The organism is Pseudomonas sp. B6001 (assembly GCF_013386015.1).
GTDB lineage: Bacteria > Pseudomonadota > Gammaproteobacteria > Pseudomonadales > Pseudomonadaceae > Aquipseudomonas.
In genome coordinates, this window is the sequence record NZ_JACAOX010000023.1 from 53,726 (window position 1) to 66,466 (window position 12,741).

The 12,741-nt window shown below is 60.8% G+C and carries 10 protein-coding genes; 3 read left to right on the plus strand and 7 right to left on the minus strand.

All coding sequences use genetic code 11. The annotated features are described in order from the left end of the window. Positions 1-24: 24 nt before the first annotated feature. Positions 25-840 carry an AraC family transcriptional regulator gene (locus HX821_RS24765; RefSeq protein WP_003217127.1) on the minus strand — a complete coding sequence of 272 codons (816 nt, stop codon included), beginning with the start codon at positions 838-840 and terminating at the stop codon, positions 25-27. A 261-nt stretch (positions 841-1,101) separates the two neighbouring features. Here HX821_RS24765 and HX821_RS24770 point away from each other — a divergent pair, with 261 nt between their 5' ends. Next, entirely contained in the window at positions 1,102-1,374 is a 273-nt protein-coding gene (locus tag HX821_RS24770; protein ID WP_003217129.1) for a DUF1652 domain-containing protein, read from the plus strand. Between the two features lie 148 nt (positions 1,375-1,522). On the opposite strand, the gene HX821_RS24775 is transcribed toward HX821_RS24770, so the two are convergent. Next, positions 1,523-3,991 carry a UvrD-helicase domain-containing protein gene (locus HX821_RS24775; protein WP_177036649.1) on the minus strand — a complete coding sequence of 823 codons (2,469 nt, stop codon included), beginning with the start codon at positions 3,989-3,991 and terminating at the stop codon, positions 1,523-1,525. A gap of 218 nt (positions 3,992-4,209) precedes the next feature. Here HX821_RS24775 and HX821_RS24780 point away from each other — a divergent pair, with 218 nt between their 5' ends. Next, positions 4,210-4,905 carry a pirin family protein gene (locus HX821_RS24780; protein WP_003217133.1) on the plus strand — a complete coding sequence of 232 codons (696 nt, stop codon included), beginning with the start codon at positions 4,210-4,212 and terminating at the stop codon, positions 4,903-4,905. Between the two features lie 127 nt (positions 4,906-5,032). On the opposite strand, the gene pgm is transcribed toward HX821_RS24780, so the two are convergent. From pgm to HX821_RS24800, 4 genes are all read right to left on the minus strand, one after another. Beyond that, positions 5,033-6,679, minus strand: coding sequence for a phosphoglucomutase (alpha-D-glucose-1,6-bisphosphate-dependent) (pgm, locus tag HX821_RS24785; protein WP_087694418.1), 1,647 nt, complete (start codon positions 6,677-6,679; stop codon positions 5,033-5,035). A gap of 99 nt (positions 6,680-6,778) precedes the next feature. Beyond that, positions 6,779-8,191: a PLP-dependent aminotransferase family protein gene (locus HX821_RS24790; protein ID WP_102369125.1), complete on the minus strand. Its 1,413-nt coding sequence runs from the start codon at positions 8,189-8,191 to the stop codon at positions 6,779-6,781. 24 nt (positions 8,192-8,215) lie between these two features. Next, positions 8,216-9,637 (minus strand): hypothetical protein, encoded by a 1,422-nt coding sequence (locus tag HX821_RS24795; RefSeq protein WP_177036651.1) that lies wholly within the window; start codon positions 9,635-9,637, stop codon positions 8,216-8,218. A gap of 651 nt (positions 9,638-10,288) precedes the next feature. Beyond that, positions 10,289-11,311, minus strand: coding sequence for a zinc-dependent alcohol dehydrogenase family protein (locus tag HX821_RS24800; RefSeq protein ID WP_003217140.1), 1,023 nt, complete (start codon positions 11,309-11,311; stop codon positions 10,289-10,291). A 248-nt stretch (positions 11,312-11,559) separates the two neighbouring features. On the opposite strand from HX821_RS24800, the gene HX821_RS24805 reads away from it, so the two are divergent. Further along, positions 11,560-12,474 carry a LysR family transcriptional regulator gene (locus HX821_RS24805; protein ID WP_003217142.1) on the plus strand — a complete coding sequence of 305 codons (915 nt, stop codon included), beginning with the start codon at positions 11,560-11,562 and terminating at the stop codon, positions 12,472-12,474. A gap of 75 nt (positions 12,475-12,549) precedes the next feature. On the opposite strand, the gene HX821_RS24810 is transcribed toward HX821_RS24805, so the two are convergent. Beyond that, positions 12,550-12,735: a hypothetical protein gene (locus HX821_RS24810; protein ID WP_177036653.1), complete on the minus strand. Its 186-nt coding sequence runs from the start codon at positions 12,733-12,735 to the stop codon at positions 12,550-12,552. Positions 12,736-12,741: the final 6 nt, after the last annotated feature.

A 12,741-nucleotide genomic window follows, 5' to 3' on the forward strand; every position in this document is an offset into this window, starting at 1 on the left:
TGGCAGTGATCCTAGAGCCTGGCCTCAGGGGCTGTCTTGCGCGCGTGCACGCAGGGAAATTTGTTTGACGTAGGCCTTTGGCGACTGGCCGGTGTGCTGGCGGAAGCTGCTGTAGAACGCCGACGTCGAATTGAAGCCGGCGGCAAACGCCAGTTCGTCGATGCGGATCGGCGGCGCGGCCATTTCCAGTGCAGCCAGCAAATGCTGGAGGCGTGCCTGGTTGACGTAGCGATAAAAACTTTGCCCCAGCACCTGGTTCAACAGGTAGGAAATCTGATTGCGGCTGTACCCGCACTCCTTCGCCACCCGTTGCAGGTCCAGCTCGGGGTCCAGATAGGGTTGCTGGCGCTCGAAGTACTGTTGCAGGTCGTTGGCCATGTAGCTCAGTTGCTGCGGCGACAGGCCCAGGCGGCTGACGGTCGGGCGTGTGGTCTCGCGGCGGCTGGCAGACTGCTCGTGGACCAGGGAGGCGTACTCGTTGACCCGCCAGATCAAGCCATCGCGCACGGTAATCGCTTCGCTGGTGCGAAACGACACCAGGCCCTGGCCGCCACGCAAGGTGATGCGGTATTGGATGAACGCGGTGTCGCCGTCGGCGCGGATGCGGTCGGTGTGTTCGATCGCTTCGTCGGCGCCACGGGGCATGCTGGCTTGCAGGTATTCGCGCAGCTCGCCGGCACCCACCACGCGGTTCTGGAAGAAATCGTGGTACTGGATGTCCGGATGGTAGTACGACATCACTCCATCCAGGTCCCGATCCCGCCAGCACAGATGGTGACGCAGTACCAGCTTGGCCGTAGCTTGGGTTTTCTGGGAGTCATCCGGAATGATGTCTTGCATTGAGCGCTCTACGCCGGTGAAAAAAGAGGCAGCTTGCCCAACTGCCCGTACCCGCTCAACGGCCATTTGATATTTCCGACTAATGGCCTTTCGCTTAATACCACGCAGCACGTGACCCATATCAACGTTATTGAAAACAACTGCCGGACGGGACGAAAAAACTCCCATGCCCGATGCGAACGAATGCTATTTTTAATGCTCACGACGGCCAGGACCAGTGACGGTCATGGCGCCCCTGCAGCGAGCTAAAGGAAGCGCTCAATGAACAAGGTGGGCAACATGAACAAAGTGACATTCCCCAATGCCTGCCAGTTGATGCGCTGGCACTTTCATCCCATGGGCTTTGAGGCGAGCATGGATGCTCCCGGCAGTATGATCGCCCGCCTGTTCGACCGCGCCAGCGGGGAAACCCTGATTGCAATTGCCGGTATCCCTTGCGCCACGGTGATGAACGCTGCTGACGTGGAGCGGATCATCGAGGCGGTTGAGGATGAACTGGAGTCGTTTGTGCCGCCGCTGTCGCTGCGGGCTTGATCTGGAGAAGCAGGTATCCTGTGGCGAGGGAGCTTGCTCCCGCTGGGTTGCGTAGCAGCCCCAAAATCCTGGGAGCGCTGCGCACTCCAGCGGGAGCAAGCTCCCTCGCCACAGCAAGCTCCCTCGCCACAGGATTCAACGTCACCCCTTATGATTTGCTGATGCGCTGGTCGTCAAAAAACGGTTTGTCCCCGGCAACCCGGTCCGAAGCCTTTGGCACATTCACCCCTTGGCCATCCTGGCCGTCGACATACCAATAGCAATGGCTCACCGCCCGGGTAATGCCCACGTAGGCCAGGCGCAGCACTTCGTCTTTCTGCGCGCTGTCGTAAGCTTCGGTATCGCCGTCCTTGCCCAGTCCTGCCATGCGGTAGACCTGGTTCTTGTACGGCGAACTGGTCAAGTGCTGGCAGTCGCCCAGCAGGAATACCGCATCCGCTTGTAGGCCCTTGGCGCTGTGATAAGTCAGTTGCTTGAGCCGGCGGCTGCCGTACGGCAAACTAGAATCCACATTAACTACCGACTGAATATACTCTTGAATCAATGACTTATCGCTGCTTTTTCGATACAGCATTAACACCGAGTCACCTTTTTGATAGTGCGCCAGCAGTTGTTGGCCCAGCGCCGCATCGTCACGGTCACGCACCGTGACCGGCACCAACTCCTTCGCGGCTCCACTGGCCTTGGCTTTCTTGCCGCTGATGGCCGGGGCCGCCCGCACAATGTGCTCGGCAGCATCGATCACGTGCTGATGGCTGCGGTAGTTCTCGCCCAGCATCACCCGGGTGGTCGTGGGTGACGGGAACTCCTTGTTGAACTCCATGAAATACTTGGGCGAACTGCCACGCCAGCCATAGATCGACTGCCAGTCATCCCCCACGCACAACAGCGAAGAGCGCTGGGCCCCGCGCCCCATGTGCATGGCCGGCCCACGGCTGCGGATCTCCCGTAGGCTGGCCCGGATCCACGAGACGATCTGCGGCGATACGTCCTGGAATTCGTCGATCATCAGGTGCGACATCGGCCGTAGCAGCGGGTCGCTGAGCAACTTCAGGTTCTCCGGGGTGTTTTCGCCAAACAGCGAGAACATCCGGTTGTAGGTCATGACCGGTGGCGACTGGTCCAGCAAGTGATCTTCGAGGGCCTTCCAGAAAATGCTCAGTGCCTCGAAGTAAAAACGGTCTGGATCATCCTTGGCAAAACTCATCTTGCCCACGGCGGTGGGCACATCCAGCCCGAGGTTCTCGATGAACCCGGCGGCGGCAACAAAGCTGTCCAGCAACGGTGCCGAACCCAGCTCGCCCTTGACCTTGTAATCGAAGCCCGGGCCCGCTGTTGCGTCACCTGCCAGGCTGCTTAAAAGCCGCCTGGAAGACTCGTAGCTTTCTAGCCATATCAATGGTTTACGGCAGAAAGCTTGAAACAGGGTTCGCTTTACCGCCCATTCGGCACGTACTGACAGCTTGGACCCGGGTCGACTGACCTGGGCATTTTCCCGCGGGTCGAAGCCCAGTACGACCCAGGCATCCAGTTCGGCAATGTAGCCATGGCAGTGAAACTTCGCGCCGTTGATATCGAACGTCTGGCGATTGGGCTCGATGCCCTTGATCGGCCAGGCGCCGGCACGAAACCACAGGTCTTCGATCACATCGCAGAGTTCTTCATCGCGCTTGGCCGCCAGTTCGGTCACCGCCACGCGTTTTTGCACGTCCGGGTGATCGCGCTCCAGCTCCTTGAGTTGCAGGGCATGGCGCGCCAGCGGGGCGATCAGTTCGCGGAAGCGTTCATGGCGGCCATGCAGCCGGTGATAGCAGGCATTCAGTTGCTGGCGCTGGGCGTCGTTGATCCGCAATTCGAAGGGGTTGCTGTCGGCCTCATCAAAGCCCGCTTCGGTCCGCGCATTGAGGTTCTCGAACGCCTGCAGCCGCTCAAGGCCCGGCAGGCTGCGCACCATTGGCAGGATGCGTGAGTGAAAGGTCCGCACCACCGCTTGCGCGTCTTTCATACCAAGGGGTTGGCCCCACAAGGCGAGAATTTCCATGAGCTTGTTGATGAAGTCCTTGCGCGACTCACGGGTGAAGGTCACCACCGTCATCGAGCTCAGCTCGAAGCCCAGGTAATGGGTCAGCAGCAGGATACGCAGCACCAGCGAGGTGGATTTACCCGCGCCGGCGCCGGCGATCACCGAGGTGGACGGCGTATCGCTGAAAATCATCTTCCATTGCGCCGCACTCGGCTGGGCATGGGCCGGCAGCAGGCGCGCCACATCAGCCTTGATGCGTTTTTTCAACTCGGCGGTCAGCGGCAGGCGCCAATCATCGAACAGATTGTCGTCAACACCCGGCGCAGTGTGCTCATCCGGCCGGAAGTCACGAATCAGCAGGACCTGGCGGCCTTCTTCGATACCATCCGCCTTGCCTTCCTTATAGCCATACTCCACGCCGGCCGTGTGGCCACTGCGAAAGCCGTCGGCCTGGCCATGCAGCCATGAGAAACGGTGCTGTGCCCGCAGGCGCGTCAGGCCGTGACCAAATAATCGGGCGGCGAGCCGTTTCAACAGGGGCATTTCGGCCAGTGGCCGCAGTTCGGGAGGCAGATCGGGGGTGTGTTGCGGCACGCGGACTCCTGCGATGCTTTAACTCGGACAAGAGCCCTATGGTCGCCGCAAATGCCCCACAGTTCCAGCCAATTGCTTTGCGCTCATGCAGTTAGGCGATGAAGTGAAGACAAGTCCTGAGCATCGGCATCGAAGCATTCGATAGGAATCCAGCATTTTTTACGCTTTTTATCGATCTGGCGCTGCTGGATGATGGCTCCCATCCACAGGAGACGATCATGCTTGAACTTCGACCTTTCAACACCCTGGGCGGCGCCAATCACGGTTGGCTGGACGCTCACCACCACTTCTCGTTTGCCGAATACCATGACCCCAAGCGCATGCACTGGGGCAACCTGCGGGTGTGGAACGATGACCTCATCGCACCGGGCACCGGCTTCCCGCAGCACCCCCACCGGGACATGGAAATCATCACCTATGTGCGTGAAGGCGCCATCAGCCATGCCGACAACCTGGGCAACCAGGGCCGCACCGAGGCCGGCGACGTCCAGGTAATGAGCGCCGGCACCGGGATCGCCCACAGCGAGTACAACCTGGAAGCTACGCCGACCAAGATTTTCCAGATCTGGATCATTCCCAATGAGGCCGGTTTGCCGCCGTCATGGGGCGCGAAGCCGTTTCCGAAGGGTGACCGCGAAGGGTTTGTGACCCTGGCCAGTGGCAAGGCCGGAGACAGCGAAAGCCTGCGGATTCGGGCCGATGCACGCTTGGTAGCGGCGAATCTGAAAGCCGGTGAAAGTGCCGAGTATCGGCTGGACAACGGACGCCGGGCGTACCTGGTACCGGCCACCGGGGTGATTGAAGTCAATGGCTTGCGTGCACAAGCTCGAGACGGTGTGGCGGTTGAGGATGAGCAGGTACTGCGGGTGACAGCGGTTGAGGACAGCGAGATCGTGTTGGTCGACCTCGCCTGACCGAGCTTGAATGTGGCGAGGGAGCTTGCTCCCGCTGGGGTGCGAAGCGCCCCCAAAAATGGGACTGCTGCGCAGTCCGGCGGGAGCAAGCTCCCTCGCCACAGGTTAATCAGTCATAGGTTGGGTATCAGTTAGCCGAGATCGCCCCGTCTACCAACACCTGGGCCTCTTCCACCAGTTGCTTGAGGTGATCTTCGCCGATAAAGCTCTCGGCGTAGATCTTGTAGATGTCCTCGGTGCCCGATGGCCGTGCGGCGAACCAGCCGTTTTCAGTCATGACTTTCAGCCCGCCGATCGCCTGGTCATTGCCCGGCGCGTGGCTGAGGATCTGCTGGATGCTTTCCCCGGCCAACTGCGTGGACGTCACCTGGTCTGGCGACAGCTTGCCCAGCAAGGCCTTCTGCGCCGGAGTCGCCTTGGCATCCACCCGAATGGCGAACGGCTCACCCAGTGCATCGGTCAGCCCGCGATAAATCTGGCTTGGGTCCTGGCCTTTGCGCGAGGTCATTTCCGCCGCCAGCAGCGCCGGGATCAAACCGTCCTTGTCAGTGCTCCACACGCTGCCGTCCTTGCGCAGGAACGAGGCGCCGGCACTTTCTTCGCCACCAAAACCCAGCGAACCGTCGAACAGGCCATCGGCAAACCACTTGAAGCCCACCGGCACTTCGTACAGGCGACGGCCAATGCGCTTGGCCACGCGATCAATCAAGCCACTGCTGACCACGGTCTTGCCCACCGCAGCATCAGCGCGCCACTCGGGGCGGTTCTGGAACAGGTAGTCGATGGACACGGCCAGGTAGTTGTTCGGCGCCAGCAAGCCACCGGACGGCGTCACGATGCCATGGCGGTCGTGGTCCGGGTCGCAGGCGAAGGCCACGTCATAACGGTCCTTGAGGCCGATCAACCCCTGCATGGCGTAGCTGGAGGACGGGTCCATGCGGATCTGGCCGTCCCAGTCGACGCTCATGAAGCGGAAGGTCGAATCCACTTCGGTGTTCACCACGTCAAGGTTCAGGCGGTGATGCTCGGCGATGGCCGACCAGTAGCGCACCCCTGCTCCGCCCAGCGGATCGACGCCCAGGCGCAAGCCAGCGTTGCGGATGGCATCGAAGTCGATGACGTTGACCAGGTCGGCCACGTAGGTGTTGAGGTAGTCGTGGCGATGAGTGGTGTCGGCCTTCAGCGCCTGGGCATGGGTGATGCGCTTGACCCCGGCCAGCTTATTGGCCAGCAGTTCGTTAGCCTTGGCTTCGATCCACTTGGTGATGTGGGTGTCGGCCGGGCCGCCGTTGGGCGGGTTGTACTTGTAGCCGCCGCTTTGTGGCGGGTTGTGGGACGGCGTGATCACGATGCCGTCGGCCAACCCACTGGTGCGGCCGCGGTTGTAGCAAATGATGGCGTGGGAAATCGCCGGTGTCGGGGTGTACTCATCGCCTTCGGCGAGCATCACGTGCACGCCATTGGCGGCCAGCACTTCCAGCGCACTGGCGCCGGCCGGGGTGGACAACGCGTGGGTGTCGAGGCCGACAAACAGCGGGCCGTTGATGCCCTGGGCTTCACGGTAAAGGCAAATGGCCTGGCTGATGGCAAGCACGTGCCATTCGTTGAAGCTGAGGTCGAACGAGCTGCCGCGGTGCCCGGAGGTACCAAAGGCGACGCGCTGGGTGGAGATCGCTGCATCAGGCTGGCCGGTGTAATAGGCCGTTACCAGTCGCGGGATGTCTACCAGCAATTGAGCTGGTGCCGGCTTGCCCGCAAAAGGACTGAGAGTCATGCATAAACCTCTGAAAGAGAAGGATTCGGAAAAAAGTGCAGTTTACTGGGACTTGGACTGCTCCGCGACGTTATAAATCCTACAGCAATCAGCGAAATTTCATTCAGTGCCGGTCTGTGCCTGCCTGAGCGCCAGAGCCAGCTCATCCAGGGCATTCTCCAGGTTATGGGCGCCGTCAACGGCATGGCTCAGCCGCAGATGCTGGCAGTGCAGGCCACTGAGGCTGAACAACTCCCCCGGCGCAATCACCACCTGCCGGGTGAGCAGGCGCTGGAACACCTGGCGCATATCCACCGGGGCCTCTGAGCGCAACCAGAAGGTCGCGCCAGCGACGGGCATTCGGTAGCTCACCTGGTTGCCCAGATGCGTGTCCAGCCGCAGGCCCATGAGCCGGGCCTGCTCTTTGAGTTGCGGTCGCAACTCCCGCAGATGCTGGTCGATGCGCCCGCTTTGATAGAGCCGCGCAATCGCGCGCTGGCGGATAGAGGACAACCGGAATGCGCGCAACAGGAACTGGCGCTGCAGCTCGCCGCTGAGGTGGCGCGATAGCAAATAGCCAAACGGCGCTTCCGGCCCGAGCATCTTCTCGAACGTGGAAAACACCATCAGCCGCTCGGGATTGGCCAGGTCCCGTAACGCGGTGATTGGCTGCCCGAAGCCGAGGTCACCATGGCTGTCATTTTCTAACAACCAACAGCCATGCTGGTCCAGCAATCGCACTAGCTGCAGGCGGTCATGGGTGGACAGGACTACGCCGGACGGCAGGCTGACACCGGATGACAGCAACGCCAGCTGCACCGGCTCGGTGCTGAGCAAGTGCTCGAACAACGCCAGGTCCAGGCCGTCGTCCGCCGTGAATGGCAATTCGAGAACCCTCACGCCTGCCCCCTGCAACAACCGCAGGATCAGCCAGTCACACGGGGATTCGACGATGATCGCAGCGCCCTTGAGACCCAGCACCTCGATCAGGATTTCCAGCACCCCGCGCAAGTCGGCGCCGATGTATACCTCGTCCGCCTGCCAGCAACGGGTCGGCGACGAGGTATAGCGCGCCGCGAGCGTCGCCCGCAGTTCCCACACGCCACAGGGCTGCGACCATGGCTGCAGATGATGCGGGTAATGCCGCAACAGTTCGCGCTCGAGCAGCAACAGCGCTGCGTCCAGTGACGCCGCAAGTGCCGGCTCATCGGCGCTGAGCACGCGCATTCCCGGGCGTCGCGCACTGGCATAGAGGCGCTCCAGCAGGTCGCCACCGCTGCTGCCTGGCGGTTTATTCAATACCGGCCAGGCGTAGTAGCCCGACTTGGGCACCGAGTACACCCGGCCCTCCTTCTCGAGCAACGAGTAAGCGTATTGAATGGTCGAGATCGACACATTCAGGCGCTCCGCCAATTGGCGCAATGATGGCAGTTTTACCCGGGCATCCGTGCCCACCTCGCCGATGAGGTTGATCATGTAGCGATACACCGCCTGGTAGGCGAAGTCGGTTTGCCGGTCGTCCCTGAGGTTCATCGCTGGTCACCCGCCGCCACCCGCTTAACGCCCCGCCAGTTGGTAGGCTGCCAGGGCGGGCGCACCTTGCTGTGGCGTCTCGGCCATGCCCGGCACGCCGGTGGCTGGCCGCTTGCGATAGAGATGTTGCAGCAGGTCGATCGGCAACCCGCTGGTGTCGATGGCCCATTGCACCAGCATCTCGGCCACCGGCTTGCCTTGCAGCGCCTTGTGCAGCTCGGGTAGCGCCACCAGCATGCCGGGGTGGCATTGGCGCAAAAAGCTTTCGAGACGCTCGCCGTGACGGATAAACGGCGAAAACATCAGGCAGTTCAGTTGGCTTTCATCCAATCGGAACATCGCCTGGGCGTAGTCGGCCGCCAGCGCTCGGCCATCCTGGGTCGCTGCCTGGGCAATCAGGTGTTCGGGAATCTGCTTGCGCCGCATGAACAGCGCGGCCTGCTGCATGAAGCCATGTGCGCCCTCCTCGTAATCCAGTTCCCGCAGGCACTCGGCCTGCAAGCCCCGCAGATGGGCCATCAGCAACGGGTTCGCATAGCTCGCGTGGCTGAAATGAAAGCCAAACTCGTCCGGTTCATAGCCCATGAACTGACGCAACAGCGGCCCGGAGGAGTATTCGGCCGCGTCCTTAAGGTCGGCAGCGCCGATATAGGCCAAGTGGCGATGGTTGTCCGTGTCGGACTTATCGGCGACGGCGTAACGCTCGCCGTAAAGGTCGCAGTAATAGGCGTTGCTCCACTCATCCATGCGCGCGAACAGTCCGCTGAGCACCAGAGGCTGGCGCGGCGGGACCTCTGCACCGCTCGCCAGCGCAGCCTTCTTCAGCCACGCCAGGTACTCCCGCTGCTTGCGCGCGGAGTCACCGCTGACCAGCGCGTGCACGCCCCCATTGCAGGTGGTGACGCGCTGGTAAAAGTCACCGAGGGCCAGGTAGGCGTCGTTGCACAGGGTTTGGCGAAGATCTCCCGAGGTCAGGTGCCCCACCATCAGCATATTGCGCCGGCTGGTATCGCGCGCCGCACTGGAGGCCGGCCGCAGGTGGTTGAACGGCAAGACTTCCTGATTCTCGACCATCAGCAATTCGACACGCGCATCGTCATGCAGGAACAGCGCGCTGTAGCCGCGATGCAGCGTGTCCAGGGCATTTTGCGACATGCCGGCATGGCGCAAGGTCGCGACCCGCAGTTGAAACGTCCGCGGCGCCCGGCCTGCAAGCGTCAGCTGGGCTGCCCGCAACAACGCCAGGACATAGCTGCTGCCGGCGCCTGCGCCGTGAGCGACCAGCACCTTGTATTCACCGATCCGCTCCATGCCGCCTGCCGCTACCACGATTCGTTGAATCAATAACTGGAGCGAGGTACGTTCTGTTCGAGAGAAATGCCCTATCAAGCGTTGCAATACTTGTTGATAGACATAGTTCATGGCTTGTTCGTGAATAGCGCTCATAGTTCTACTACCTGAGTTGAAATATCAGTTTCGGGCAATCGTTGACGGCATTTGCCTGACCTGTTGTTTCTGTAGGGGCGTTACAACATGTGACATTCAATGGAGATTAGCACCGGGCCCTACCTGCCAAGCCTGCCTTTGGGGGCTTCCAGTCCCGAAAAGGCGCCAAGCCAAGGGGCACGCAGCCCAAACCGAAAGTCTTAGGAACGCTCTGACAACTTCCTACGCTGCTTTAACTTACAAACTAGAGAAGCATCCGACATAGCCCACTTCAATATTGATGTTCCGGCAAAACAGCCATGGGAAACATTATTGGGCTTGACGGATGTACGGGGTGATTTCATATATTCAATCATTGCTCAATCCTTGAGATAAAAGTGACGGGGCAATTATCGGCACTTGAATAATGATTAACAGATACAGAACGCCGGCTAAAACCGGTTCAGATGGGGGCTTGCATGGGGTATCGAGTGTGCAGACACGACAACGCCGCGCTGGGATTCAGGGCGGCGTCAGGGGCATACATCTGGTTTATCGGGCTGAAGTGCTGAAATCCCGATTCAAGCGGTGGGCAGGTTAAGTCCTGTCAAATGGCGCATTTGCCCCATGCGCCCGGGGGCAGGAATACTCGCTTGAGAATATTCCCACAGATCAAACAGTTTCTACCTGCAAGGCAACCCGTTCACGGCACGGACATTCGTCCATATAGCGGTGCGCTTCAACGAACTGGCTGAACGGAAATACCGTGGTTTTCAGCGGTACCAGCACCTTGTCGGCGGTCAGTTGGTTGATGTCACGCAGGGCTCGCTGCAAGGCCACCTGGTCCTGGATGATGCCCAGTTCCGGTTTGCCGGTGAAGTTGCCGATGCAGTGCACAAAGAACTGAATGTTCTTCTGGAACGCCGCACAGGCCGGGAATGGCGTCTGGTTGCCACCTTGCAGGCCGTACAGCACCAGGCTGCCACGCGGCGCCAGCACATCACCCAGCAACGACATCTGCGGGCCACCCAAGCCATCGAACACCACGTCTACGCCACGGTTGTCGGTGAACTTGTTGACTTGCATCAGCAGGTCCTGCTCTTCGGTGACGATCACCTTTTCCGCCCCGAGGGACAGCAGGTATTCGCGCTCATCACTGGTCTTGGTGGCGGCAATCACCCGCACACCCAGGGCTTTGCCCAGCTGCACAAACGATGGGCCGGCACAGTGGCTGGCGTCCGTTACCAGGGCGAATTGCCCGGGTTTGACCCGCGCCAGGTCCATGTACGCAAAGTAGGCAATCAGCAACGGCGTGTAGTGCACGCTGGCTTCGATCGGGCTCAGGACATCCGGGTAGCGGGTCAGCGCCGAGCGCGGCAGGACGATCTGTTCGCCGTACACCGGGTAGTCATTCGGGCTCTCGGCCGGGAAGCTGGCGACCTTGTCACCCACCGCCAGGTCGTCGACACCCTCGCCAACGGCCACAACCACGCCGGCCATTTCATGGCCAAGGCCGGAAGGCAAGCGGGCATGGGACGACGCCAGGTTCTGGCGCCACAGAATGTCGTACCAGCTGATGCCAATCGCCTCGACGCGCACCTGCACTTCGCCCGGTGCGGGCTTAGCGGCTGCATGCTCTTCGCATTTGAGCACCTCGGCCGGACCAAACTTGTGAAAACGGATCGTGCGGGACATCGCAAACCTCGTCAAAGTAACCTCTATTGCCATGAACTCTATCTGGGCTTTCGGGGCAAGACCACCGGTCGCCGTTAATAGTCGACATGCCTGTCATTGATTCCGCACATACGGAAAAGGTGCCAAGCCATGTAGGAAAACTGAATTAGCCGGTGCAGAGTACCAGCCTTTCCCCGTAAGATTCATGCCGGTCATTGTTCTTATATGACCGCTCCCGTCAAGTTTACTGACGCCGCCTGGGACACAAGATGAACCGTAACGACCTGCGTCGTGTCGACCTCAACCTGTTGATCGTATTCGAAACCTTGATGCATGAGCGCAGTGTGACCCGCGCTGCCGAGAAACTGTTCCTTGGCCAGCCGGCCATCAGCGCAGCCCTGTCACGCCTGCGCGGCCTGTTCGACGACCCGTTGTTCGTGCGTACCGGACGCAGCATGGAGCCCTCGGCCCGTGCGGTAGAAATCTTCGCCCTGCTCTCACCGGCCCTGGACTCGATTTCCACGGCCGTCAGCCGCGCCTCCGAATTCGACCCGGCCACCAGCACCGCGGTATTCCGCATCGGCCTGTCGGACGACGTCGAATTCGCCCTGCTGCCGCTGCTGCTCAAGCGCCTGCGGGCCGAAGCCCCCGGCATCGTGCTGGTAGTGCGCCGCGTCAACTACATCCTGATGCCCGGCCTGCTGGCCTCCGGCGAAATCTCCATCGGCGTGAGCTACACCACCGATTTGCCGGCCAACGCCAAGCGCAAGGTATTGCGCCGCAGCAAGCCGATGCTGCTGCGAGCCGACAGCATGCCGGGTTCCATGAGCCTGGATGACTTCTGCGCCCGGCCCCATGCTCTGGTGTCGTTTGCCGGGGATTTGAGCGGGTTTCTGGATGAAGAACTGGAAAAACTGGGCCGCAAGCGCCACGTAGTCCTGGCTGTGCCGCAGTTCAATGGGCTCGGGACGTTGCTGGCGGGCACCGATATTGTCGCGACCGTGCCGGACTATGCCGCTGAAGCGTTGACTTCAGCGGGTGGCTTGCGGGCTGAGGAGCCGCCACTGCCGGTGCGCACATTTGAATTGCACATGGCGTGGCGTGGGTCACAGGACAATGATCCGGGGGAACGGTGGTTAAGGTCGCGGATTCAGATGTTCTTCGGCGACCCGGACAGCCTATAAAGCAACAGCACCGCCGGGCATCACACCGAACTCGTCACTTCGCTCCGAATAGATTGCAATTCCCCGGGAACCGGCTCATCGCTGGCGATCGGCCTTGGGCCTTGAATCGCGGCCAGCCGCCCGGTGCTCAGCGAGCTTTTTTTGCTCTTGTTTGAATTGCTGTTGCCAGCGTGCCAGCGCCTCAGCCCCGTCCGATGCCTGTACCGCCATTGGCCCAGACACGATCATCCCGAAAAGCGTCCAGATAAGGAGTTGCTTCATTTCATC

Bases quoted from the DNA above. Each gene is read 5' to 3' on its own strand.
- HX821_RS24765 (WP_003217127.1), bottom strand. From the start codon at position 840: ATGCAAGACATCATTCCGGATGACTCCCAGAAAACCCAAGCTACGGCC.
- HX821_RS24770 (WP_003217129.1), top strand. From the start codon at position 1,102: ATGAACAAGGTGGGCAACATGAACAAAGTGACATTCCCCAATGCCTGC.
- HX821_RS24780 (WP_003217133.1), top strand. From the start codon at position 4,210: ATGCTTGAACTTCGACCTTTCAACACCCTGGGCGGCGCCAATCACGGT.
- pgm (WP_087694418.1), bottom strand. From the start codon at position 6,679: ATGACTCTCAGTCCTTTTGCGGGCAAGCCGGCACCAGCTCAATTGCTG.
- HX821_RS24790 (WP_102369125.1), bottom strand. From the start codon at position 8,191: ATGAACCTCAGGGACGACCGGCAAACCGACTTCGCCTACCAGGCGGTG.
- HX821_RS24795 (WP_177036651.1), bottom strand. From the start codon at position 9,637: ATGAGCGCTATTCACGAACAAGCCATGAACTATGTCTATCAACAAGTA.
- HX821_RS24800 (WP_003217140.1), bottom strand. From the start codon at position 11,311: ATGTCCCGCACGATCCGTTTTCACAAGTTTGGTCCGGCCGAGGTGCTC.
- HX821_RS24805 (WP_003217142.1), top strand. From the start codon at position 11,560: ATGAACCGTAACGACCTGCGTCGTGTCGACCTCAACCTGTTGATCGTA.
- HX821_RS24810 (WP_177036653.1), bottom strand. From the start codon at position 12,735: ATGAAGCAACTCCTTATCTGGACGCTTTTCGGGATGATCGTGTCTGGG.